The 25,258-nt window shown below is 61.4% G+C and carries 22 protein-coding genes; 15 read left to right on the top strand and 7 right to left on the bottom strand.

The genetic code is table 11. The features are described 5' to 3' along the window. The 15 genes from BMX62_RS11520 to fabG form a co-directional block, all read left to right on the top strand. Positions 1–416 (top strand): RNA-guided endonuclease TnpB family protein (locus BMX62_RS11520; protein ID WP_143339771.1); only part of this gene is annotated, 416 nt, incomplete at its 5' end. Between the two features lie 129 nt (positions 417–545). After that, positions 546–2,030, top strand: a complete 1,485-nt coding sequence (locus BMX62_RS11525; protein WP_090209128.1) for an NAD(P)H-hydrate dehydratase — start codon at positions 546–548, stop codon at positions 2,028–2,030. Next, positions 2,027–2,488 carry a tRNA (adenosine(37)-N6)-threonylcarbamoyltransferase complex ATPase subunit type 1 TsaE gene (tsaE, locus tag BMX62_RS11530; protein WP_090209132.1) on the top strand — a complete coding sequence of 154 codons (462 nt, stop codon included), beginning with the start codon at positions 2,027–2,029 and terminating at the stop codon, positions 2,486–2,488. Before BMX62_RS11525 ends, tsaE begins: the two co-directional genes overlap by 4 nt. A 109-nt stretch (positions 2,489–2,597) precedes the next feature. Further along, positions 2,598–3,953, top strand: coding sequence for an N-acetylmuramoyl-L-alanine amidase (locus tag BMX62_RS11535; protein WP_420795825.1), 1,356 nt, complete (start codon positions 2,598–2,600; stop codon positions 3,951–3,953). An 11-nt stretch (positions 3,954–3,964) separates the two neighbouring features. Further along, positions 3,965–5,770, top strand: coding sequence for a DNA mismatch repair endonuclease MutL (gene mutL / locus BMX62_RS11540; RefSeq protein WP_090209135.1), 1,806 nt, complete (start codon positions 3,965–3,967; stop codon positions 5,768–5,770). Between the two features lies 1 nt (position 5,771). Beyond that, complete coding sequence (miaA, locus tag BMX62_RS11545; RefSeq protein WP_090209138.1) at positions 5,772–6,719, top strand: tRNA (adenosine(37)-N6)-dimethylallyltransferase MiaA; 948 nt, start codon at positions 5,772–5,774, stop codon at positions 6,717–6,719. 157 nt (positions 6,720–6,876) lie between these two features. Further along, a complete protein-coding gene (gene hfq, locus BMX62_RS11550; RefSeq protein WP_090209141.1) occupies positions 6,877–7,125 on the top strand; it encodes an RNA chaperone Hfq in 249 nt (82 codons plus the stop codon). 71 nt (positions 7,126–7,196) lie between these two features. After that, entirely contained in the window at positions 7,197–8,480 is a 1,284-nt protein-coding gene (gene hflX / locus BMX62_RS11555) for a ribosome rescue GTPase HflX (RefSeq protein ID WP_090209144.1), read from the top strand. Positions 8,481–8,560: 80 nt separating this feature from the next. After that, the gene (gene hflK, locus BMX62_RS11560) at positions 8,561–9,733 is read left to right on the top strand and encodes an FtsH protease activity modulator HflK (RefSeq protein ID WP_090209148.1); all 1,173 of its coding nucleotides are present in this window, start codon (positions 8,561–8,563) and stop codon (positions 9,731–9,733) included. Then, entirely contained in the window at positions 9,733–10,611 is an 879-nt protein-coding gene (gene hflC / locus BMX62_RS11565) for a protease modulator HflC (protein WP_090209151.1), read from the top strand. Before hflK ends, hflC begins: the two co-directional genes overlap by 1 nt. 128 nt (positions 10,612–10,739) lie before the next feature. After that, positions 10,740–10,928: a DUF2065 domain-containing protein gene (locus tag BMX62_RS11570; protein ID WP_202906265.1), complete on the top strand. Its 189-nt coding sequence runs from the start codon at positions 10,740–10,742 to the stop codon at positions 10,926–10,928. Positions 10,929–10,996: 68 nt separating this feature from the next. Next, positions 10,997–12,181: an ATP phosphoribosyltransferase regulatory subunit gene (locus BMX62_RS11575; RefSeq protein ID WP_090209190.1), complete on the top strand. Its 1,185-nt coding sequence runs from the start codon at positions 10,997–10,999 to the stop codon at positions 12,179–12,181. Positions 12,182–12,183: 2 nt separating this feature from the next. Further along, entirely contained in the window at positions 12,184–13,476 is a 1,293-nt protein-coding gene (locus BMX62_RS11580) for an adenylosuccinate synthase (RefSeq protein WP_090209154.1), read from the top strand. A 120-nt stretch (positions 13,477–13,596) separates the two neighbouring features. Beyond that, complete coding sequence (locus tag BMX62_RS11585) at positions 13,597–16,335, top strand: cation-transporting P-type ATPase (protein WP_090209157.1); 2,739 nt, start codon at positions 13,597–13,599, stop codon at positions 16,333–16,335. Positions 16,336–16,405: 70 nt separating this feature from the next. Next, complete coding sequence (gene fabG, locus BMX62_RS11590) at positions 16,406–17,179, top strand: 3-oxoacyl-ACP reductase FabG (RefSeq protein ID WP_090209160.1); 774 nt, start codon at positions 16,406–16,408, stop codon at positions 17,177–17,179. A gap of 141 nt (positions 17,180–17,320) precedes the next feature. On the opposite strand, the gene BMX62_RS11595 is transcribed toward fabG, so the two are convergent. From BMX62_RS11595 to BMX62_RS11625, 7 genes are all read right to left on the bottom strand, one after another. Further along, complete coding sequence (locus tag BMX62_RS11595; protein ID WP_090209164.1) at positions 17,321–17,668, bottom strand: very short patch repair endonuclease; 348 nt, start codon at positions 17,666–17,668, stop codon at positions 17,321–17,323. Positions 17,669–17,671: 3 nt separating this feature from the next. Continuing rightward, positions 17,672–19,450: an AIPR family protein gene (locus BMX62_RS11600; RefSeq protein WP_090209168.1), complete on the bottom strand. Its 1,779-nt coding sequence runs from the start codon at positions 19,448–19,450 to the stop codon at positions 17,672–17,674. Next, positions 19,447–20,457 (bottom strand): PD-(D/E)XK motif protein, encoded by a 1,011-nt coding sequence (locus BMX62_RS11605; RefSeq protein WP_090209171.1) that lies wholly within the window; start codon positions 20,455–20,457, stop codon positions 19,447–19,449. Before BMX62_RS11605 ends, BMX62_RS11600 begins: the two co-directional genes overlap by 4 nt. Beyond that, a complete protein-coding gene (locus tag BMX62_RS11610; protein ID WP_202906266.1) occupies positions 20,441–22,576 on the bottom strand; it encodes a Z1 domain-containing protein in 2,136 nt (711 codons plus the stop codon). Before BMX62_RS11610 ends, BMX62_RS11605 begins: the two co-directional genes overlap by 17 nt. Positions 22,577–23,324: 748 nt before the next feature. Further along, complete coding sequence (locus tag BMX62_RS11615; RefSeq protein ID WP_090209177.1) at positions 23,325–24,401, bottom strand: hypothetical protein; 1,077 nt, start codon at positions 24,399–24,401, stop codon at positions 23,325–23,327. A 50-nt stretch (positions 24,402–24,451) separates the two neighbouring features. Beyond that, entirely contained in the window at positions 24,452–24,799 is a 348-nt protein-coding gene (locus BMX62_RS11620; protein WP_143339773.1) for a hypothetical protein, read from the bottom strand. Positions 24,800–25,003: 204 nt separating this feature from the next. Further along, positions 25,004–25,258 (bottom strand): DUF3427 domain-containing protein (locus tag BMX62_RS11625; protein WP_143339775.1); only part of this gene is annotated, 255 nt, incomplete at its 5' end.

Genomic DNA, 25,258 nt, shown 5'->3' on the forward strand with positions numbered 1-25,258 from the left:
AGCACAAGCTCTCTCGACAGATCGTTGACGACAACCAAGCGGTGATCGTCGAGACGCTGAAGGTCGGCAACATGATGAAGAACGCCAGACTCGCCCAGCACATCGGCGATGCGTCCTGGCATGCCTTGACCACTAAGCTGGACTACAAGGCCAAGGAGCAGGGCAAGCATCTGGTCAAGATCGACCCGTGGTTTGCCAGCTCCAAAACCTGCCATGTCTGCCAGCACAAGAGGGACGCCATGCCGTTGAACGTCCGGTCGTGGGAATGCCCGGCCTGCCACACACAGCATGACCGGGATATCAACGCGGCGCTGAACATCAAGCATCAAGGCATAGTAAAGTTGAAGGCGGAAGGGCTGTCCGTCTCTGCCCATGGAGGCTTGCGTAAGTCCGGCACATCGCCGGCTGCTGCCTGAGAAGTGGGAAGCCTCGCCCGTGGCGCGTCAGCGCTTAGGGCGGGGAGCAGTCACAATGAGCAAATCAGTGGTGGTCATCCGGGGCTTATACTACGGTTAAAAGACCTTTGCCACCGGATCGAACCTGCCATGCCTATCCCCCTGCCCGAAGCCCTTTACACCGCCGCCCAGGTCCGGGAACTGGACCGGCGGGCCATTGAAGACCAGGGTATTCCCGGTTACACCCTGATGGGGCGAGCGGGTGCCGCTGCCCTGGAACGACTGCAGCGGCAATGGCCCCAGGCGGGTACCCTGGCAATTTATTGCGGCCCGGGCAATAACGGCGGGGATGGCTATGTGCTGGCCCGCCTGGCCCATGAGGCGGGCCTGTCGGTCCAGGTGGTGGCGGCTACCGATCCTGCCCGGCTCCGTGGTGAGGCTGCCCTGGCCTGGCAGGACTGGCACGCCCTGGGTCAACCCCTGTCGACGCCGGAGACGGCCCTGGATGGTGCTGACGTGATCGTGGATGCCCTGCTGGGTACGGGATTGACCCGAGCGGTGGAAGGGGATCTGGCTCGCCTGATTCACCGCATCAATCAAACCCCCACCCCGGTGCTGGCCCTGGATATCCCCTCGGGATTGAATGGGGATACCGGCGCTGTCATGGGGGCGGTGATCGAAGCCGATGTCACCTTGAGTTTTATCGGTCTCAAGTTGGGGTTGATGACCGGGGCTGGCCCCGCTTGTCGAGGGGCGTTGTTTCTGGATGAACTGGAGGTTCCGGCATCGGTGTTTGACGCCCTGCCGCCGGCGGCCCGACGGTTTTGGCCCCATGGCTCCCGGGCCTTTCCGCCACGGCCTCGGGATGCCCACAAGGGCCATTGTGGGCATGTGCTGGTGATCGGCGGCGGCCAGGGCATGCCGGGGGCTGCGCGGCTGGCGGCGGAGGCCGCGGCCCGGACCGGGGCGGGGCTGGTGTCTTTGGCCACCCATCCCGATCATGCCGCCTTCATACCTCTGGCGCGACCGGAGTTGATGTGTCACGGCATCCACTGCCCCGATGATCTGAAGGGGCTGCTGGCCCGGGCCGATGTGGTGGCTATGGGGCCGGGGCTGGGCACCGGAGACTGGGGGCAGCGTCTATGGGCGTACCTGGGGGACTGGCATGGTCCGATAGTGGTGGATGCCGATGCCCTGAATCTGCTGGCTGCTGCCCCCCAATACAGGGAAGACTGGATTTTGACCCCCCACCCTGGTGAAGCAGGGCGTCTGCTGGGGTGTGACACCCCAACCATCCAGGTTGACCGGCCCGGCGCGGCAGCGGCCATCACCCGGCGCTATGGCGGGGTGTGTGTCCTCAAGGGGGCGGGCAGTCTGATCCAGGACGCCGCCGGGTTATGGCTGTGCGACACCGGCAATCCGGGCATGGCCTCCGGTGGTATGGGAGATGTGCTGACGGGTATCATCGCCGGCCTGTTGGCCCAGGGACTCCCCGTGGACGACACCCTGGCAGCGTCGGCGGCCCTGGGATGCTGGGTTCATGGTGCGGCCGCCGATCGGGCGGCCCGGTCGGGTGAGCGGGGGCTGCTGGCTTCCGATGTGTTATGTCATCTACCTGAGGTCATCAATTCATGATTCTGGAACTGGCGGATGAAGCTGCCACCGAAACCTTCGGTGCCCGTTTGGCGGCCACCAGCCCTGACATCGGGCTGGTGTTTCTGGAGGGCAATCTAGGGGCAGGAAAAACCACCCTGGTGCGGGGATTTTTGCGGGAATTGGGCCATCAGGGGCCGGTGAGAAGCCCCACCTATACCCTGGTGGAACCGTATGACATTGCAGGTCGTCGGGTCCGGCATTTTGATCTTTACCGACTGGAAGATCCCGAGGAACTGGAATACCTGGGGGTCCGGGAAGATTTGGGCGGACAGGCCCTGAACCTGGTGGAATGGCCACGGCAGGGGCACGGATGGTTGCCGGCCCCGGATCTGTGCCTGTCCCTGACCCCCGCCACCCCTGGCCGTCGGGTACATCTTCTGGCCACCAGCCCCGCCGGTGAGCAGTGGCGGCGGCGCGTGTTAGAGAATTCACCCTAAGACAGCGGTGTATCTGGCTAATATTAAAGCGCTTTCGGACTTGCATTTCCGGTTCCATCAGCCACACTATAGAGAGTAAGAGACTCAATATTTGCAGGAGGTCGGAACCGTGACCGACAATGGATATCAGGCCAGACGACGGGATTTTTTGCGCCGTTTGCTGTTTGCCTCCACTGCGACGGCGGTTGGCCTGTGGTGGCCTGCTGCGGTATTGGCTTCCGGTCAGGCAGCAGTGCGAGGGCTACGCACCTCCGTAGACGACCAGATGACACGACTGGTGTTCGACCTCAGTGGCCCGGTGGAACATACCGTGTTCACCCTGGGCAACCCGGACCGGGTGGTGGTGGACCTGCGGGGAGCCAGAGCCGTTTCAGACCTGCGGGTTGCCTCCAGCGGCGGCCCGCTGCGAGGGGTGCGTCATGCCCCTCGCAATGACCATGATCTGCGGGTGGTGCTGGATCTGAGTCACCCGGTGACGCCCCGTACCTTCCTGTTGCGTCCCGCCGATGGGGCGGGCCATCGTCTGGTGGTGGATCTGCAACGGGCGGGGGCCGCTGATCCAGCTCCGGTACGGCCCCGACAGGAACTGACCCGCTCCCGGGATGTGATTGTGGCCATTGATGCCGGGCATGGGGGCAAGGACCCTGGGGCCATTGGTCCCGCCGGTACCTTTGAAAAGGACGTGGTGCTGGCCATTGCCCGTCGTCTGGATGCCCTGGTACGACGGGAGCCTGGCATGGTCCCGGTGATGATTCGTACCGGCGATTATTTTCTTCCCCTGCGGGAACGCATCAACCGGGCCAGGCAGCATCATGCTGACGTTTTTGTGTCCATCCACGCCGATGCCGCCCCCAACGCCAGGGCCCAGGGTTCTTCGGTCTATATGCTGTCCGATCGGGGCGCCAGCAGTGAGGCGGCCCGCTGGTTGGCCCAGCGGGAAAACGAAGCGGATCGGCGCCTGGGGGCGGTCCCCATCAATGACAAGGATGATGTGCTGGCTTCGGTGCTGCTGGATCTGACCCAAAACGGTACCCTGGAGGCCAGCAAGACCCTGGCCGACGCCATGATTGGTGAACTGCACCGGGTGGGCAAGGTGCGTAGCCCCCGGGTGGAACGGGCCGGGTTTGCCGTGCTGCGCTCTCCGGATGTGCCGTCGGTGCTGGTGGAGGCCGCCTTTATTTCCAATCCTGCCGAGGAGCGCAAATTGCGTACCCCGGCTTTTCAGCAATCCATGGCCGAAGCCCTGCTCAATGGCTTGCGGGCCTATTTTGACGGCCATGCCCCGCCGGGCACCCTGCTGGCAGAGCGGCGCCGGGGGCGGCATGTGATCCAGCGGGGCGAAACCCTTTCCGGGATTGCCAGTCGCTATCAGGTGCCGGTATCCCAGCTCAGGGCCCACAATAACCTCAGCTCCGATACGATCCGGGTGGGTCAGGTGCTGGAAATTCCCATGCGTGACAGTTGACCTCAGTGCCCATGCCCATTCAGGAACTGCCGACCCGGCTGATTAACCAGATTGCCGCCGGCGAGGTGGTGGAGCGTCCCTCTTCCGTGGTCAAGGAACTGCTGGAAAACAGCCTGGATGCGGGTGCCGGCTGCATTCAGGTGGATGTGGAGCAGGGGGGGCGGCGGCGTATCCGTATTCGGGACGATGGCTGCGGGATTCCACGCCATGAACTGGCCCTGGCCCTGTCCCGCCATGCCACCAGCAAGATCGCCAGTCTGGAAGATCTGGAACGGGTGGCCAGCCTGGGGTTTCGTGGTGAGGCCCTGCCCAGCATCGCTTCGGTTTCCCGCCTGACCCTGATTTCGGCAGTGGCCGGGGATGACAGCGGCTGGCGCCTGCAGGGGGATGGCAGCGATGGTTTTGATTCCCCCGAGCCGGCCCCTCATCCGGTGGGGACGACCGTTGATGTCAAGGATCTGTTCTTTAACGTCCCGGCCCGCCGCAAATTTCTGCGCACGGAACGCACCGAATACGGTCACCTGGAGGAAGTGGTCCGTCGCATCGGCCTGTCCCGCTTTGACGTGACCCTGGCACTGACCCATAACGGTAAGACCACACTTCGGTTGCCGGCGGCTTCGTCCACCGCCGAACGGGATCAGCGGGTGGCCCAGGTTTGTGGCCCGGCCTTCATCGAGCAGTCGGTCCATATCCAGCAGGCCAGCGCCGGTCTCAAACTGGAGGGCTGGATAGGATTGCCAACCTTTTCCCGCAGTCAGGCGGATTTGCAATACTTTTACGTCAATGGTCGTATGGTTCGGGACAAGGTGGTGAGTCATGCGGTGCGTCAGGCCTATCAGGATGTGCTGTATCACGGTCGCCACCCCGCTTTTGTACTCTACCTGACCCTGGATCCCATGCTGGTGGACGTCAATGCGCATCCTGCCAAGCACGAAGTGCGCTTTCGTGAGTCGCGGATGGTGCATGATTTTCTCTTTAGCAGTCTGCATCGTGCCCTGGCCGAATCGGGGCCGGGCGTGACCCCGGTGGTCGAGGGGGCTGTCGCCGATGGCCCGGTTTCCCCTTCCCCCTTGCCATCCACGCCCCGGCCACCCCCCCATCGGAATGGCCGGGAAAAATACCCTCAAGGCCCCACCCGCCAGGGGTCATTGCGCTTGCCGGTGGCCGAATCCATGGCCGCCTATGCCCGACTGCATCCAGACCCGGCCCCGGATGAGGCCGCCGAGCCGGCCCATTATCCCCTGGGTCATGCCCTGGCCCAGTTGCAGGGTGTCTATATCCTGTCCCAAACGGAGGATGGATTGATGCTGGTGGACATGCATGCAGGGCACGAGCGGGTGACCTACGAGCGCCTCAAGCGGGCCTACTGGTCGGAGGGACTCAAATCCCAGCCCCTGCTGGTGCCGGAAACCCTGGCGGTGAGCCGGGCAGAAGCGGATGTTGCCGAGGCCCATCAGCAGGATATTCAACGCCTGGGGTTTGAGATCGACCGGGCCGGCCCCGAACAGTTGCGGCTACGGGCAATCCCCAGTTTGCTGGCTGGCGGGGACAGCGCTGCCCTGGTACGGGATGTGATTGCCGATCTCAAGACCCACGGTCTGTCCCATCGGGTGGAGGCCCAGGTCAATACCCTGCTGGCCACCATGGCCTGCCACGGCTCGGTGCGGGCCAATCGGCGCCTGAGCATTCCTGAAATGAACGCCCTGTTGCGGGACATGGAAGCCACCGAGCGCAGCGGCCAGTGCAACCATGGCCGGCCCACCTGGGTCAGCCTGTCCATGGCACAGCTGGACCGTCTGTTCCTGCGGGGACGCTGATATGGTGTCTGCTTCCCCCCTTCCGCCAGCGGTCTTTTTGATGGGGCCGACGGCCACCGGCAAGACCGATCTGGCCATTCATCTGTGCCAGTCCCTGCCCCTGGAGATCATCAGTGTGGATTCCGCCCTGATCTACCGGGGTATGGATGTGGGCACCGCCAAGCCGGCCCCGGACCTGCTGGCCCAGGTTCCCCATCATCTGGTGGATATTCTGGACCCGGCCCAGACCTATTCCGCTGCCCGGTTCCGGGAGGATGCCCTGGCCCTGATGGCAGACATCACGGCCCGGGGCAAGGTGCCCCTGCTGGTGGGGGGGACCATGCTCTATTTTCGGGCCCTGGATTTTGGTCTGGATACCCTGCCGGAAGCCGACCCTGTGATCCGGGCCAGGATCGATACCCTGGCGGCCCGGCAGGGTTGGGAGGCGGTGCATCGGGAACTGGCCCAGGTGGACCCGGTCTCCGCTGCCCGCATCCACCCCAACGATCCCCAACGGCTGCAGCGGGCGCTGGAGGTCTATTACATGACCGGCGCACCCCTGTCCTCCTTCCATGGGGGACCCCGGCGTTCCTCCCTCCCCTGGCGGGTGTTGCGTCTGGCCCTGATGCCGCCGGATCGTACCCGATTGAGGGAACGCATTGCACAACGCTTCCGTCAAATGCTTCAGCAGGGACTGGTGGAGGAGGTGGCCACCCTGCAGGCGCGGGGTGATCTGACCCTGGACCTGCCCGCCATGCGGGCGGTGGGATACCGGCAAGTGTGGGGATATCTGGAAGGCCGGAGCGATTATGATGCCATGACAGTTCAGGCCATCACCGCCACCCGGCAACTGGCCAAGCGCCAGATGACCTGGTTGCGTGGCTATCCCGGGGTGGAAGTGCTGGATCCGGAGCACCTTGACCCCAATGGCGTGCTGGCGCGGGTACGGGACCACCTGGGATTGCAATGACCGCCACGCGCCCGTCCACGTCTGTTCGGGAACGGGATCGGCGTGGGATTTTTGACTTGGGCGGTATGCTAGACTGAAGCCACCAGGCCAGGGGCCGGGATCGTCCATCCCTGCCTGTTGAACACAATATGATGACCCTATAACCCGGGAGCAGACCATGTCAAAAGGGCAAACACTACAAGAACCCTTTCTCAATACCCTTCGCAAGGAACGCATTCCGGTCTCCATCTATCTGGTGAACGGCATCAAGCTGCAGGGACAGATCGATTCCTTCGATCAGTTCGTGGTATTGCTCAAGAACAGCGTGAGCCAGATGGTCTACAAGCACGCCATCTCCACCATCGTGCCATCCCGGCCGGTCAAGCTCTCCGCGGGCGACGAGGGCGATCAGGACAGCCATCACTGATGCCTCCGGCAGACCTTTCCCCCCATCGGGGGAAAGGTGCCTACCCATTCACGTCGAGGGTGTGACACCACTTGTTTGAGAGACCCCGTAGTGGCGAGCGCGCCATCCTGGTCCATGTGGACCTTCCCGCGCAGGACGGTGATGACGACTGCACCGAATTCATGGAGCTGGCCCGGTCCGCTGGTGCCGATCCCCTGGCCCTGGTGACCGGTGCCCGCAAGGCGCCTGACCCTCGTTATTTCATCGGCAGTGGCAAGGCAGAGGAAGTCCGCGATCTGGTGGCGGCTCATGGGGCCGAACTGGTGATCTTCGATCACGCCTTGTCACCGAGCCAGGAGCGCAACCTGGAAAAGCTGTTTCAGTGCCGGGTACTGGACCGGTCCGGTCTGATTCTGGACATCTTTGCCCAGCGCGCCCGCTCCCACGAGGGCAAGCTGCAGGTGGAACTGGCCCAGTTGCGCCACATGTCCACCCGGCTGGTGCGGGGCTGGACCCACCTGGAACGGCAAAAGGGCGGTATCGGCCTGCGTGGGCCGGGGGAAACCCAGTTGGAGACCGACCGGCGGCTGCTGGGGGTACGCATCAAGCAGATCCAAAAGCGGCTGGAAAAGGTGGAGCAGCAGCGGGAACAGGGACGGCAATCCCGGCGCCGGGCGGAAATCCCCACCGTGTCCCTGGTGGGTTACACCAATGCCGGCAAGTCCACCCTGTTCAACCGGCTTACCCAGGCCGGGGTCTATGCCGCCGACCAGCTGTTTGCCACCCTGGACCCCACTTTGCGGCGGCTGGACCTGCCATCCCGGCAGTGCATTATCCTGGCGGATACGGTGGGTTTTGTGCGTCATCTGCCCCATGATCTGGTGGCCGCCTTTCGTGCCACCCTCACCGAAACCCGGGAGGCAGCCCTGCTACTGCATGTGGTGGACGCCCATGCCGCCGAGCGGGACATCTATCTGCGGCAGGTGGATGAGGTTTTGGAAGAGATCGGTGCCAGAGAAGTGCCCCAGATGCTGGTTTTCAATAAAATCGACCTGGTGCCCGGTGCCGAGCCACGGATTGAACCGGGTACTTTGGGCACCCCTGCCCGGGCCTGGGTTTCGGCCCGGACCGGGGCTGGTGTGGAAGCCCTGTTGCAGTGGCTGTCAGACCATTTCGCCGAGTCTGTTGTTCAGGGCTGGCTGGCATTGCCGCCCCAGGCAGGCCGGGAGCGGGCGGGTCTGTATGCCCTGGACGCGGTGGAAGCCGAAGAAGTCACTGAAACCGGCCACCTGCACCTCAAGGTTCGACTGCCCCGGCGGCGCCTGGAGGAACTTTTTCGCGGTGGCGGGTTCACACCGAGATGGCTGGATGACTAGAATGGGCGGTTTATACCCCTGATCTTCAAGACTTCCTGTTATCATCAGACGTTTGATCGCGTTTTCAACGGAGTCAGCTCATGCCCTGGAACGAACCAGGAAACAACAGCAAAGACCCCTGGGGTGGCGGCGGCGGCAATCGCGGCAGCAATCAGGGGCCACCGGACCTGGATGAGGTCCTGAAGAAACTGTCCGGCAAACTGGGCGCCGTCTTTGGTGGCGGCGGTGGTGGCGAGGGTGGCAATGGCGGTGGCATGGGCAAGCATGCTGCGGCGGGCATCAGTCTGGCCGCCATTCTGGCTCTGGTGATCTGGCTGGCGTCCGGCTTTTTCATTGTCAGTGAAGGTGAACGGGGCGTGGTGCTGCGTTTTGGCGCCTTCCAGTCCGTGGCCACTCCCGGCCCCAACTGGCATCTGCCCTACCCCATCGAGCGGGTGGAAATTGTTGATATCGACAATATCCGCTCCATCCAGCATCGGGCCCTGATGCTCACGGGCGATGAAAACATCATCGACGTGGACATTGCCGTGCAGTACCGCGTGATGGACCCGGAGAAGTTCCTGTTCAACGTCCGTAACCCCGATGCCACCGCCCGTCAGGTGATGGAATCCGCCATTCGCGAGCGGATCGGCAAGAACTCCCTGGAGTTCATTCTGGGGGCCGGTCGTGGCGAGGTGGCCACCTCCGCCCGGGTGGTGATTCAGGAAGCCCTGGATGCCTATGGTGCCGGTATCGCCGTGACCGCCGTGAGCATGCAGCAGGCCCAGCCGCCGGAGCCGGTGCAGGAGGCTTTTGCCGACGCCATCCGCGCCCGCGAGGACGAGGTGCGCTTCCGCAACGAAGCTGAAGCCTATGCCAATACGGTGATTCCCCGTGCCCGTGGTGAAGCCGCCCGACTGATGGAAGAGGCCATGGCCTACCGGGATCAGGTGCTGGCCCAGGCAGAAGGTGACGCCGCCCGTTTTACCCAGTTGCTGGCTGAATACCAGCGGGCACCGGAAGTGACCCGGGAGCGTCTGTTCATTGAAACCACCGAGGTGGTGCTGGGGTCTGCCAGCAAGGTGTTTGTGGACGTGAAGGGCGGCAACAACCTGTTGTTCCTGCCTTTGGACAAGCTCATGGGGGGCGACGGCCAGGCTCTGAGGGACGCCCGTGCTTCCAGTTCCACCCCATCCACCCTTTCCACCCGTCCCATGCCGTTGCAGCCCCTCAATCAGCAGCGGCCTGATCCCCGTTCCCGGGAGGTGCGTTGATGTTTAGGATCGCAGCGATTGCCATAGCCGTTGCGGCCTTGGTCGTGTGGATGTCCACTTTTACGGTGGACGAGAGAGAGCGCGTGATCGTGTTCAGTCTGGGTGAGATCAAGCGCACGGACCTGGACCCTGGGCTGCATTTCAAGTTTCCCATCGTCAACAACGTGCGCAAGTTCGATGCCCGGATCATGACCCTGGACATCCCGCCGGACCGGTTCCTCACCAGCGAGGCCAAGAACGTCATCGTCGACTTCTACGCCAGGTGGCGCATCGACGACGTGGGTCAGTTCTTCCGGGCCACCCGGGGTGACGAGCGCAATGCCCAGGACCGCATGGCGCAGATCCTGCGGGACGGCATGCGTAACGAGTTTGCCCGATATACCCTGGATCAGGTGGTATCCGGCGAGCGCATCACCATCATGGGCGCAGTGCGGGAACAGGCCCTGGACACTGCCCGTGAGTTGGGGGTGACTCTGGTGGATGTACGCATCCGCCGCATGGACCTGCCCGACGAGGTGAGCGAATCGGTATTCAGCCGGATGCGCGCCGAACGTGAGCGTATCGCCCAGGATTTCCGTGCCCGTGGTCAGGAACAGGCGGAACGGATTCGCGCTGATGCAGACCGTCAGCGCACGGTGATCATCGCCAACGCCTACCGCGAGGCCGAGCAGATCCGGGGTGAGGGTGACGCAACAGCCGCTGCGGCCTACGCTGCGGCCTATGAGCAGGATACGGAATTCTTCACCTTCTACCGTAGCCTGCTGGCCTATCGCAACACCATGGTGGGTAAGGACAACTTCTACGTCCTGGAGCCGGATTCCCAGTTCTTCCGTTACTTCCAGGATCCCATGGGCATGGGCAGACCCCGGGAGCAGTGATCCCGATGGTTTGAACTCCATGACAGCGGCGGCCCCAGGGGCCGCCGTTTGTCGTCCGGCAACCTTTCCCTCATCACGTACCGACTCCCCCTGGCGGGGCTGATCAGTTGCGAGGTCAATCCCTTATCATGTGGTCCGATCTGCTGGCGGCACTGGCCCTGCTCATGATCATCGAAGGCCTGTTGCCCTTTCTCAATCCCGCCGGTTTTCGCCGCGGCCTGCTGCAGGTGGCTGAACTGTCCGACAGTGCCTTGCGGGGCATCGGCCTGTTCAGTCTGCTGATCGGTGTTCTGGCCCTGTGGTGGATACGGGGATGACAGGGCATTTTTCCTGATGCCCGCCGGCTCGGGTTATAATGCCGACCCAATCCAAGCGATTTGTTCACATGACTGATTCCAACCGCTGGCTGTTACCGGAAGGTATCGACGAGGCTCTGCCGCCGCTGGCGGAGCGTCTGGAAACCTGCCGTCGCCGTATCCTTGACCTGTATCATGGCTGGGGCTACGAACTGGTGATGCCGCCGTTCGTGGAATATCTGGAGTCCCTGCTCACGGGTACCGGCCACGGCCTGGACCTGCAAACCTTCAAACTCACCGACCAGCTCAATGGCCGGCTCATGGGGGTGCGTGCCGACATGACCCCCCAGGTGGCCCGGATCGATGCCCATCGTCTCAAGCGGGAGGGGGTCAGCCGCCTGTGCTACGTGGGCACCGTGCTGCATACCCGTCCCGATGGCTTTGCCGGTTCCCGCAGCCTGCTGCAACTGGGGGCTGAGCTGTACGGCCATGCCGGTCTGGCCAGCGACGTGGAGATCCTGCGCCTGATGCTGGAGACCCTGGCGGTCTGTGAAGTGGATACCCCCTGCGTGGACCTGGGGCATGTGGGCATCTTCCGCAGCCTGGCCGCCGATGCGGCCCTGGACCCGGAGCAGGAAACCCGTCTGTTCGACCTGCTGCAGCGCAAGGCCCTGCCGGAAATCCGTGCCTGCCTGGCCCAATTCCCGATCACGGCAGATCATCGCCGACGCCTGGGCGTCCTGGCGGATCTGAACGGTGACCCGGATACCCTGGACCGGGCCCGCGACGAGCTGGCCGGTGCCGATGATGCGGTGATGATTGCCCTGGACGCCCTGGAACACCTGGCGCGGGCAGTGCGGGCCTCCCATCCCCATGTGACCCTGCATGTAGATCTGGCGGAACTGCGGGGTTATCACTATCACACCGGCCTGGTCTTTGCCGCCTACCTGCCCGGCAACGGCCAGGAAGTGGCCCGCGGCGGCCGCTATGACGACATCGGGCGCGTGTTCGGGCGCGCCCGTCCGGCCACCGGTTTCAGCGCCGATCTCAAGACTCTGGTGCGCCTGTCCCGGTGTCCGGAACGGGCCGCGCCGGGGGGCATCCTGGCGCCGGCGGACCCGGACCCGGCCCTGATCCACGCCATCGTCGACCTGCGTCGTCGGGGTGAACGGGTGATTCAGGGGCTGGACCGGCAGGATAACGATGCAGTGGCCCTGGGCTGTGACCGGGTGCTGGTGAAGACAAACAATCAGTGGACAGTGGTGGACGCTTGAACATGAGTAAATTCGTGGTAGTCCTGGGCAGTCAGTGGGGCGATGAAGGCAAGGGCAAGGTGGTGGACCTGCTCACCGAAAAGGCCGCCGCCGTGGTGCGGTTCCAGGGCGGGCACAACGCCGGTCATACCCTGGTGATCGAGGGCAAAAAGACGGTATTGCACCTGATCCCCTCCGGCATTCTGCGGGAAGGGGTGGAGTGCATGATCGGCAACGGCGTGGTGCTCTCTCCCGAGGCATTGCTCAAGGAAATGGCCATGCTGGAAGACAACGGCGTGCCGGTGCGTGAGCGCTTGCGTCTGTCGGAATCCTGCCAGCTGATCCTGCCGTTTCACGTCAGCCTGGATCAGGCCCGGGAAAAGGCCCGGGGCGCCTCCGCCATCGGCACCACCGGTCGCGGCATCGGTCCGGCCTATGAGGACAAGATCGCCCGTCGCGGCCTGCGTCTGGGAGATCTGTTCCACCGGGATCGCTTCGCCGCCAAGCTGGGTGAGGTGCTCAATTATCACAATTTCGTGCTCAAGCATTATTTCCACACTGACACCATCGATTTTCAGCAGGTGCTGGAGCAATCCCTGGCCATGGGCGAGCAGCTCAGACCGCTGGTGATCGACGTGCCGGAGCGTCTGCGCAACCTGCGCAACCAGGGCGCGGCAGTGATGTTCGAAGGCGCCCAGGGCACCCTGCTGGATGTGGACCACGGCACCTATCCCTTCGTGACGTCCTCCAATACCACCGCCGGCGGTGTCTGCACCGGCAGCGGCGTGGGTCCGCTGGATCTGGACTATGTACTGGGGATCACCAAGGCCTACACCACCCGGGTGGGTGCCGGTCCGTTCCCCACCGAACTGTTCGATACCATGGGCGAGCATCTGGCCCGCCGCGGTCATGAGTTTGGTTCCACCACTGGCCGTCCTCGTCGCTGTGGCTGGTTCGACGCTGTGGCCCTCAAGCGGGCCGTGTCCATCAACAGCATCAGCGGCCTGTGCATCACCAAGCTGGACGTGCTCGATGGCCTGGAAACCCTGCAGATCTGCGTGGGCTACCGCTGCGGCGATACCATGGTCACCGAACCCCCGGCCGGCGCCGAATCCTATGCCGAATGTGAGCCGGTATACGAAGAAATGCCCGGCTGGCAGGAGTCCACCCTGGGGATCACCGAGTACGACCGTCTGCCCCCCAACGCCCGCGCTTATCTGGAGCGTATCCAGGCGATCGCCGGCATCCCGGTGGACATCATCTCCACCGGTCCCGACCGGGATCAGACCATCCTGGTACGCCATCCCTTCCAGTAAGGGCAGGGGGGCTGCCGGCGGCCCTGTCGCTGGATCTCCCCGATGTTCTTTCTCTCCCCCGTGGGGGGAGAGGAGCGCCGGGTACATCCATGTGTGAATTCACCGACAAGAAGGATGCCCATGTCTGAGGAAAAAGAGACCGAAGTCACTTCCCGTTGGCATCATCTGGAAGCCGGCGATGCCATCAAACAACTGGAGACCTCCGACCGTGAAGGTCTGACCCCGGACGAGATCGAGCGCCGCCGCGCCGAATATGGTCCCAACCGCCTTCCGCCCCCCAGGACCCGCGGCCCCCTGGGTCGTTTCCTGGCTCAGTTCAACAATCTGCTCATCTACGTCCTGCTGGGCGCTGCGTTCATTACCGCCCTGCTGGGGCATTGGGTGGATACCGGCGTCATCCTGGCGGTGGTGCTGCTCAATTCCATCATCGGTTTCGTTCAGGAAGGCAAGGCGGAAAAGGCCCTGCAGGCGATCCGGGACATGCTCTCGCCCCATGCCGCCGTCATCCGGGGCGGCGAACGCATGACCGTCGAGGCCGAGGCGCTGGTGCCCGGTGACCTGGTGCTGCTGGAATCCGGCGACAAGGTGCCCGCCGACCTGCGACTGATCAAGGTCAAGGGCCTGCAGGTTCAGGAGGCCATGCTCACCGGCGAATCCGTCCCCGTGGACAAGTCCGTCGAAGCCGTCTCCGACCGGGCCGATCTGGGAGACCAGACGTCCATGGCCTTCTCCGGCACCCTGGTCACCGCGGGGCAGGCCACCGGCGTGGTGGTGGAAACCGGCGCCCGCACCCAGATTGGCCGTATCAGCACCCTGCTGTCCGACGTGGAATCCCTCACCACGCCGCTGCTGCGGGCCATGAATGTCTTTGCCCGCTGGCTGACGGTGGCCATCATCGGTCTGGCGGGTCTGGTGTTTGCCTTCGGCATGCTGGTACGGGACTACACCGCGGTGGAGATGTTCATGGCCTCCGTGGCCCTGGCGGTGGCGGCCATTCCCGAGGGTCTGCCCGCCATCCTCACCGTGACCCTGGCCATTGGCGTTCAGTTCATGGCCTCCCGCAATGCCATCATCCGGCGCCTGCCGGCGGTGGAAACCCTGGGTTCAGTGTCCATCATCTGCTCGGACAAGACCGGCACCCTGACCCGCAACGAGATGACGGTGCGTTCCGTCGCCCTGGCGGAGCAGGATTATCAGATCACCGGCGTGGGCTATGATCCCCACGGCGGCTTCACCGTGGATGGCAAGGAGGTGGACCCGGCTGGAGAGGATCTGTTGCTGGAGGCCCTGCGGGCCATGGTGCTGTGCAACGATTCCCGCCTGCGCCAGAAGGACGATCAGTGGCAGGTGGAGGGCGATCCCATGGAAGGGGCCTTGCTCACCGCCGGCATCAAGGCCGGCATGGACCCGGTCTTTGAACATAAGGACCGTCCCCGCACCGACATCATTCCCTTTGAATCCGAACACCGCTTCATGGCCACCTTGAACCATGACCATGAAGGCCAGGGCATGATCTATGTCAAGGGTGCCCCGGAACAGTTGCTGGAGATGTGTCGTCAGGTGCGTACCGCGGATGGCCCGGTGGCACTGGATCGAGAAGTCTGGCTGGAACGGGTCGAGGCTCTGGCGGCCAAGGGTGAGCGGGTGCTGGCGGTGGCCTGCATGCCGGCGGCGGAGGGACACCGGGAACTGAAGTTCTCCGATGTGGAGGACGGCCTGGAGTTGATCGGCCTGTTCGGACTCATCGACCCGCCGCGGGAGGAGGCCATCCAGGCGGTGGCCGACTGTCAGCAGGCGGGCATCCGGGTGAAGATGATCACCGGCGACCATGCCGGCACGGCCCGGGCCATTGCCGGACAACTGGGCCTGGCCAATGGGGACAAGGTCCTGACCGGTCGGGATCTGGATGCCATGGACGACGAGACCCTGCGCCGCACCGTGCCGGAGGTGGACGTGTTTGCCCGCACCACCCCGGAACACAAGCTGCGTCTGGTGCGTGCCCTGCAATGGCATGGCTATGTGGTGGCCATGACCGGCGATGGTGTCAACGATGCTCCGGCCCTCAAACAGGCGGACGTGGGCGTGGCCATGGGCCGCAACGGCACCGAAACTGCCAAGGAAGCCTCGGAGATGGTGCTGGCGGACGATAACTTCGCCTCCATCGCCCACGCGGTGCGGGAGGGGCGCCGGGTCTATGACAACCTGAAGAAGGCCATTACCTTCCTGCTGCCCATCAATGGTGGTGAATCCGGCTCCATCGTCGCCGCCATCATGCTGGGCATGGCCCTGCCCATCACCCCCCTGCAGGTGTTGTGGGTGAACATGGTCAGTTCCGTGGCGTTGGCCATGGCGCTGGCCTTTGAGCCGGCGGAGAAGAATGTCATGAACCGGCCACCCCGGGCGCCGGGGGAGGCCATCTTGTCCCTGTTCCTGATCTGGCGCATCCTGTTTGTGTCGTTCCTGTTCCTGATCGGAATTTTCGGCGTCTACCTGTGGTCGGTACAACAGGGCTATAGCGTGGAAATGGCCCGTACCCATGCGGTTAACGCCTTGGTGGTGATGGAGATCTTCTATCTCCTGAGCGTGCGTTCCCTGCAGGTCACCTCTTTGAGTTTCAAGGGGTTGATCGGCACCCGGGCCGTGCTCATCGCCATCCTGATCGTGGTGGCCCTGCAGTTGATGTTCACCTATGCGCCCTTCATGCAGTTCTTCTTCGACAGTGAGCCGGTGGGCCTGAAGGAATGGGGCATCATCCTTGCGGTGGGTGTGGTGTTGTTCATCATCCTGGAACTGGAAAAGGGGATACGGCATCGAATCACCAAAGGGTCTGGTCACCGAGCCGGGGTCGCCGGTTCATGATCAACGGCCCTGCCCCGACACGGGGCAGGGCCGTTTCCCCAACTCCAGTCATCAAAAAAGAGGTTGATTCATGGTCAGCAGGGTTCAGGATCGCAGTACGGTGGTTACCGGAGCCGGGAAGGGGATCGGTCGCACCATTGCCCGGGTCTTTGCTGCCGAAGGGGCGCGGGTACTGGTGTCAGATCTGGATCTGGCCGCCGCCCGGGCCACCGCGGCCTTGATTGAGGAAGATGGGGGCCAGGCCGTAGCCTGCCAGGCGGACGTGAGCAAGCGTGCCGATGCCGAAGCCATGATCGGCGAGGCCATGTCTCATTTTGGTGGCGTGGATATCCTGGTGGCCAATGCGGGGATCTTCCCCTCGGCCACCGTGGAGGACATGACCGAAACCGAGTGGGACCGGGTCATGTCGGTGAATCTCAAGGGTGTATTCTTCTGCGTCAAATCCGCCACTTGGGCCATGCGCCGCCAGCGAAGTGGCCGTATCCTGCTGACGTCCTCCATCACCGGCCCCATGACCGGCTTCCCCGGCTGGGCGCACTACGGCGCCAGCAAGGCGGGGATGCTGGGGTTCATGCGCTCGGCGGCCCTGGAATATGCCCGGGACAACATCACCATCAATGCGGTGTTGCCCGGCAATATCCGTACCGAGGGACTCAAGGATGTGGGGCCGGAATACCTGCGCCGGATGGAGGCTTCCATCCCCATGGGGTATCTGGGAGAGCCGGAAGATGTGGCCTGGGCCATGCTGTTTCTGGCCTCGGAGGAGGCGCGCTACATCACCGGTCAGACCTTGGTGGTGGATGGCGGCCAGACCCTGCCGGAATCAGCGCTGGCACTGGACTGAGACCCCGGCGCGAGGCCGGGGTCTTGGTGGTTATCCTAGTTGAAGGCGGAAGGGCTGTCCGTCTCTGCCCATGGAGGCTTGCATAAGCCCGGCACATCGCCGGCTGCTGCCTGAGAAGTGGGAAGCCTCGCCCGTGGCGCGTCAGCGCTTGGGGCGGGGGCAGTCAGCGGCCAGAAGGGCATCCCGATTACGGCGATCCCGCGAGACATTGGCCGACAGTTTCCGTTCCCAAAAGTCCCTGCGTGATGAGGGCATCCTGGCGTACCGACAGCCTTCGTGGGCATGCCAGAAGCAACCGTGAACAAAGATGACTACCCCCCGCCTTGGCAAAACGATGTCCGGAGTACCCGGAAGATCCTTTCTATGCAGTCGGAAACGAAAACCAGCTTTGAAAAGGGCCTTGCGAACGATGATCTCGGGCTTCGTGTTCCTGGCCTGAATGCCGGACATCATCCTGCTTCGAGTTGCCTGATTTACAACATCTGCCAAACCCTAACTCCGGCGCGATTCGGGCACGTCAACCGACGGCTGTGAGAAAGGGCGGGAGAACATGGCACTCTTGCATTCAGGACGCTTCGCCCACTCCGAGATCATCTTTCCGTTGGCCGTATCATGCAGGCGCTCGTTAACCTCTCGCGCCCATATTTCCACCTGCTCAATGAATTGGGGTGAAACTTCCTGTCTGAGCCAGACTTTCTCCAGATCAAAGTCCTCGCCATAGGAGTCCGCAACCACAGCCACGGTGTAGGCTGTCACGTTGGCGAGAAAAGCAGAAACCAGGGGCCGGGAAGTCTTGTGGACGGCCTTGAAAATGATGGCCTTGGCTACCAATGCCTTGAAGAAGGCTGGATCAGGGACAACAGGCTTTCCGGCCGCTTCAGCCTCCCCGAGGGCGCTCATGAAACGATTGAAGCATTTCTGTGCACCAAGCCCAACCACGTCAGGCTTGACATCCCAGGCCATGAGGTATTTTGCCAGATCCGTCTTCGTGATCTTCCGTGCGGGAGGAATCGAGTTTTTCAGTGCACGACGTTTGGCCGGTGTATTGCCCTCCCTCGCAAGAAGGGTGTTGTAGCTGCCTGCCGCCCGCTCATAGAACCACCGTCCGATGCCATCCGGGCAGTATATGGATAGCGATAGGCGTTCAATATCGACATGGAAGGGCTTGTTCGCGGAGAGATCGGACTGGCGAACTGCGTTCTGTGAATTGGCGTAACGGGATATGTCCGAAACAAGGGCCTCCTCCTTTGTTGGATCTTCATCCCTCATGACGATGATTTTCGCAGGTACCCGCACCTTGCCGAGGTCGGTATCCGGATACTTCTTCTTGGTGAAGTAGATCGAAGCAGTCGTCTGCCCGCCATTGACGATTTGCATCCCTCGAAGCCACGCAATGCCAGGTGATCCATCCTCGGCGCGGTCCAGCCTGATCTCGTCAGCGACGAGAACGATACCATTATTGAAGGCCATGAAACGTTCCGGGAGCGAGCGCAGAGTACTCTGGATACCCGCATTGACCCCCCTGGCCCTCACGCTGAGGAAGGAGCGGACATTGGCCTCCAGCAGCCGTGGGCCGAACTTTTCGTAGACGAAGCGCAGAGCCTCGCCCGGGATCGCGGTCAGGGCATAATCATACTCACCATCCCGATCCGGTACGTAGACGCAGGGTAATGGCGAACCAGCCACCTCGTTGAAGTCCACAACAAGTTCGTCCCGTGGTTTGCCTTCAGACAGATGCCGAAACAGGCGTTCCATATCCATCACTTCAAGGCGCACGGACTTCCCACCAACCTCTCTGGCCTTGAAACTCTTGGACTTTACGACGCCATCAGTGAGCATGAAGACTCGCACCTGCTCCAGTTCATCGTAGATCTCCCGGATGGTGAGAGCGAGGGAATAGACGTCGCTCGATGGGTCGAGCCTGTCCGCCAGACGACCTGCAGCACACTGCTCCAGGAAGCGCACACATTGCAGAGCGGCCGTCTTTGAATCCTGATCGGGTATGGACACCAGCGAATCCACGCCTTCGTAGAGACTGACGAACAGGTCGAGTTGATCGCACTCTTCAGAAATCGCGTAGCCACTCAGCCTGAGATTCGCATTGCCAATCTTCCCCTGGAAATGACATATGACGGGTTCGAAAGTCATCCCGGCATCGACCAGATGCTGCATCACCACTTCACAGAAGACGAGTTCGGCGAATGGCGAACCGTCACTCATCTGGGCCGCTATCTCAGCCCGCGTTTCGGCAAAAAAATCCTCCAGGGTCATCCTGATGCTCCAAGCGCTTTAAGGGTCGAACCGAGGTCCGTAATGAACTCCCCGGCATGATCCAGATTGAGTTCGTAGAGAGTCCGCGTTATTCCGGCTGGCACAAGACCTGGCGTCAGGCGCGGAAAGCCGTCGGACACCGAGAGAATGCGGCTTTCCCGTGGTTCAAACCTTCGGGTGTAAAGCCGTGCATGTGTTTCGGCGTATCCCGCCGCGAAAAGCCGCTCCCGCAGGAAATCCACAGCGCCCGGCTCCTGTGTGACTCGCCTCTCCATTTCGGCAACCAACTCGGGGAGGGTCTGCCCGCCACTCTCTCGTGAAAAGCGGCAAGCGGCAAGGAACAGGGGCGATGCCAGGGAATCGTCCAATTGCTCAAGGGAGCCGATTTTGACGAGGAACCCTGACGAGGACATGGTGGCCTTGACCTCAATGGCACCATCCCCGATCAGGAAGTCGTGAGGTGCGTCGTCTGGTCCGACCCACCCCCTGAGAACCTCGTCAATGGAAATGCCCGAGTCCAGAAGGGCAGCCATGAAATTGAGTTCGCCCACGAGACCAAGCTCGGCCTCAGGGCTCAGAGAGCTGGAACCACGGGACATGAACTGTTGCCACATACGAATCCTTCGCAGCAAGGTTTCCATGATTGAGGCCTCACTCTCCCTCACGACAGCGTCCATTGCTCCCGCCACATCGCTGACCATCTCGGCGAAGAGTTCAGGGTTTCCCGACTCCTTGCGCGTCAGTGCGATCCAGGTTTTTCCATCCCCATACGGATCAGCCCGGACGACCTCGAACCCCTTTCCTTCAGGAAGGCGTTCAGAGGGCGCAAGGCTCACATCCTGGAATCCAGCCAGGAGAGCCTCCTCATTACCGGGAAATCTCCTCGCGGCCATGAGCCTGCAAGGGCCGGCAGGGGTGACGGGAATGCCGAGCCATCCCCCCGCCTCAACGCCGCATCCCGAAAGGGCCTGCCAGGCAGCCAGGAACTCGTCAATCGGTCGCGGCATACTCTGTTTCCCAGAGAAGATGATCCACCTCGTATTTGACCGTGGTCGTCGAGCGGCTGGCGGGAAAGCTCGCCCCGAAGGCTATGACAGGCGGCCAGTCGGCGGGCGCCCATTCGGGGGGAAGGTCCGCCGCCCCCGGATCAAGGGGATAAATCAGCAAGAGTCCACGTTCTGGAGCCCCTTGAACGCCATCGGCCCCGAGTCCCCGGACTCTCCTGATACTGGGACCACCGGGAGCCTTGGGAGGCTTCTTACCTGTATCTTCTGTCCTTCGAGCCGGATCCTTGGTCCAGGCGGAGATCGTCAGGTCCAGCGCAGCCTTCCAGGCATCCTCGTCAAGGTCGATCGCCTCGTCCCTTGGGGACAGAAGGCGCCCGATGGAGTAGTGCTCGCCCCCTGGCTTCGCCTTACGGGCAATCATCCTTGCGATTTCATACTTCCCGCAGAAAGCATGCGAGGCTCCATCACCACCGCCAATGAGCGCCACGGTCCAGGAAGTGAGTTCACCGTTGGCAGCCATGGCCTTTACGAAATCACCCAGCAGTGGGCTGTTGACCTTGCGGGCAGCGGGGTGGGTGAGATAGCCCATGAAAAAGTCGATAACGTGTTCGGCTGGCACATGCTCCCATAGGAAGCCGCTCCATTCCTGGGTCGAACCGCCCCTCCTTCGGGAGATGATACCCGACTGGGATGGCACGCCCGCCGCCTCGAAAAGCCGCTCCGCTGCAATGAGATTCTTTTCGAGATTTTTCCGGTCGCGGTAGAAGGCCACTGTTTCGAGGATCTCGCCGCTGAACGATAACTGCAGGCTCCTCGCGCTGCGCATTTTCAGAGGAGAGGTCACCATGAGAACCGGGTGGGACTGAACCTTCATGCCATAGTTCTCGGGCGTTGCCTTGATGGCCGCCATCATGTCGAACTCCTGGCGGAGTTCCTCGGCCGCATCGGCGATGTGCCCGAACCACTCGACCAGATCGGGGCTTGTGTAGAGACGGCAGAGATCCAGATATCCAGGACGATAGCCGAACCAGCGCCCCATCTGCATGAGCGTGTCATACATCTTCGTGGTCCTCACGAAGTAGCTGACGCAGAGACCTTCAAGCGTCAGCCCACGGGCAAGCTTGTCCCCGCCCACGGCAATGACCTTGAGTCCGGTCTCCTCTCGATCGGCGTAATCAAGAACATCTCCGGCGGAACCATTGATCGCCCTTACGCTGAGATCCCCGAATACCTCTGGCAGAACGGCCTCGATCTCTTCCCATTGAGGAAGATCAAACTCACCTCCCGCCTCTTCCATGCTTGAAGCCACAGCAGCCGAGGTCGGCACGAAGTCTTCCTCCCACAACCGCCGCCACTCGCCCAGCAATTCATCACGTCCGAATCCGCGCTCCACACACTGGCGGAAACGCTTCACGACCTCTTCGACCTGACGCCGAACCTCCCCCTGAACGGCTGTGAAACGGGTCACGTGAATCAGCATTGATGAGTGCCTGCGCCCCTGCCCCCGAACAATGCGGACGGCACACGCCAGGACAAAGGCCGAGATCGCCTCCCTCAGGGAGGGCGGAATCTCGTCATGACCATTGAACAGCGGGACATGGGCCTTGTTGTGCCGGGGGGGCATCCAGCCATCGAGCCCGGTCGAGTCAGTCTGGTCTTCGACCTGACGCGTCAGGGGAAGGCCACTGATCCTCTCATCCGTTGAACGCAGACCGAAGATACGAGCAGGGCCGATGTAGTTGGAGGGTGCAGAGATGTTGATGATGAAGGACTGCGGGAACAGGTCAGGCCCCTCATCCTTGGTTGCATTGCGTCGATGGATGAAGATGTTGGCAAAAGGGGTGGCCGTGTAGCCGACATAGGCCTTGCGGGCAAACGAGTGGAGAATCTTCCGGATACGACTGTTGATGGCCTTGGGCTGATGTTCCTCGTCCGGAGTTCCGTCAGCGTTGAAATCCTGTTCCCCGGTATCAACGGAGGCATGGTCAGCCTCGTCGTCGATGAGCAGGAGAGGAAAACCTGAAACCAGCGGACGTCCATCGGCATCCTTGGAGTCAGCAACGTGATTCCGGATCCATTTGAGAAGGCGGTCCAGCACCGTCTTGTTCTTCTTGACCACAAACAGCCAAGGACGCTGCTCGGGCGAGATGGCCAGATGCTTTGCGATCCTGGTATTGAAGTCCCCGTTATCAGGTCGAGAAACTGCTGCCGTCCCGGTGACAGCGTTGCCGTGGTGGCCAGCACGTAGCCGGCCGCAGACAATGAATCCGAGATTCGGGTACCCAGCTGGCCTGGCCGTGTCGCGGAGGGCGAATGGGCCGCACACCAGCGGCCCATTGACTCGCCACTGCTCTGAGCAATCTGGGCATCACGACATCACTGACTGAACAGCCTTTTGAGCATCTCATCGCCCTGCCCCACCGGATCCTCCCGGATTATGGCTTCAGGTTTTCCCATCAGACTGAACAGCGGTAAATGCTTCGAGGAACTCATCCCTCCCTTTTTTTAAAGATTAAGAAAAGAAAAGAATAAGGGGTGTGGAGTGCATAAAAAATAATTTAAAAACAGATATTTGTCGTGCTTGTGCCGCGACCTATTTCTACTGAATCACTCTCACCCGCGACCTATTTCTACTGAAATTTCAGCCACCCGCGACCTATTTCTACTGAAATTTCAGCCACCCGCGACCTATTTCTACCGAAATTTCAGCCACCCGCGACCTATTTCTACCGAAATTTCCTGTGCTTGCTGTGGATAACTAGGCCGAAAATAAGTGGTGCGACCTATTTCTACCGAGTTACGCGACCTATTTCTACCGAGTTTTCGGGTCAGGTGCGACCTATTTCTACCGACTTCACGAAGGCATTTTAGGCGCTTCTCCCGGGCCCTCTGGTGTAGTCAGATAATATCTTTCTGGAATCCGACTGCCGTTTGTTGGCTGCTTTTGCCCGCCTGATGAATAGAGGATGAGGGTACAGTTGGAAAAGCACATCCATCAGCCTGTTCTTGGGTCCACGCCGCTCCTGGACCGTGAAGTCTCGCAGTATCCGTGCATCCTTGAGATCTTGAAGGGCCTCTTCCAGCTTACGGATACCATCCCTCTCACGGGCATATTCCAGAAGGCCGCTATCCTGCTTAACGGTTGAGAACAGCACCTCATAAGTGTTGTGATGGTTGGCTTGGGTGAAGTTGTGGGAAATTCGCTTGTGTAGCCATCGGGCAAGATGGGAGCGGTGCTGCATCATGGTGTGGTAGTCGTATTGCCGGTATGACACGGTGCGGATGCCTTCCGTGACCAGCGGGCAGAAATTGGCGTACCAGCGCGCCTTTGGATCTGACTTTAAATCCGTCTTGCTGACTCCCATCAGGGTGGTGAGGATGGTGGACTTGAACAGGCACTTGCCGTCGGACGAGAGAACTTCGACGCCTGCATCCACCAGGATGGCAAGAGCTTCCACGACCTGGGGGAAGGAAAGGGTATGACCTCGCTTGGCCAGTTCCTGACGCAGCATGTACACGGAAAAGCAAACTCCGCTATAGGTGTGGTCAGGGTGATCTTCAAAGAATCCGTGGGGCGGTTCCGTAGCAATTTTCCTCAGGGCATCTTCGACCAGCTCTTCCCTGGCGCTCGGGTAGTATTCGAGTTCTTTCCCTGATTTGTCGGTGATCCGCGCGGGTCTCAGCTTCACACTGAAAGCCCGGCCGCCATGATTGAAAAACCGCTCGATCTTTGGCAGATGGCCTTCGGGGCTACGCATCTTGGACATTTCCTGCCGTGAAACGAAGTATTTAGGCACTGAATCCCAGAACTCGATGGTGTTCGACAGTGCTTCCCGTTCTTCCTTCGAGTTGCACAGAAACGACTGGAAAAGTTGCAGTTGCATGCTGTTGAAGCTCGGACCAGACGGCGTTCGTTCGCCCTGCTTGCTTTTTCCCTGGCTCATTCTTCACTTCGCTCCTTGTTACAGGTCACGGGTGGCAGAAGTTGGCATCGTTAATTCTTTCCTCGATGCTCTTTCACGAGAGCAAAGCCCTCCCGCAGCAGATCCACCATGCTGATGCCGTGGGTTGCAGCGTAGGTTTTGAATTCCCGGTGAAAGTCTGGGGACACCTTGAAATTGAGGGGCTTCAACGCTCCGTCCTGGGGGCGTTTCAGATTGTCAACCACCGCAGTGGGCTTTGGGGCGGTGCCCTTTTTGGTTGATGCACCTGGCTGTATATCGACCACGCCATTGGAGGTTTTGGCGGGTGGCGGTGGGGGCTTAGCCATGGGTGGCGCTCCTCTTTTCGGTAGTGGATGCGGATAAATGGTCTGGGAAATAAAACCGATGGTATTGCTCATATGCGTGCTTTTCGCTAATTCGTTATTTAACGATAGCACGATAAAACGAATTCGTTAATTATTTTTTAACGAAAAAAAGAATTTCAGACGATAGAAGACGATCGCCTCCCAAACCCTTTGATTGATCTCTCAGCCGAACAACCCCCCTGCTGGAAGGCTTGGTGCGCCATCGACACCGAACTTGGCCGCAAGGGAGGGAGGGTGTCAACCGTCCAGTTGCTGTGCGGATCGACATCCGCCTGGGTGCTGGATCACCTCAAAATCTACACTCATCGGCCTACTGCCCTGGTGCTTGAGATACCGCACCGGCCCGTAATAGGTGAATGGCGCAGCCTTCCCCTGCTCCAGCTTGTTTTCCCGGATGAAGAGATGGATACCGATGCCCATCTCCTCATGATGGATGATCTCCCGGCCCCGCTTGCTCTGGGGCGTTGTCTGATTCTGGGTCTGCCAGTGGAA

Source organism: Ectothiorhodospira magna (assembly GCF_900110965.1).
Taxonomy (GTDB): Bacteria; Pseudomonadota; Gammaproteobacteria; order Ectothiorhodospirales; family Ectothiorhodospiraceae; genus Ectothiorhodospira; species Ectothiorhodospira magna.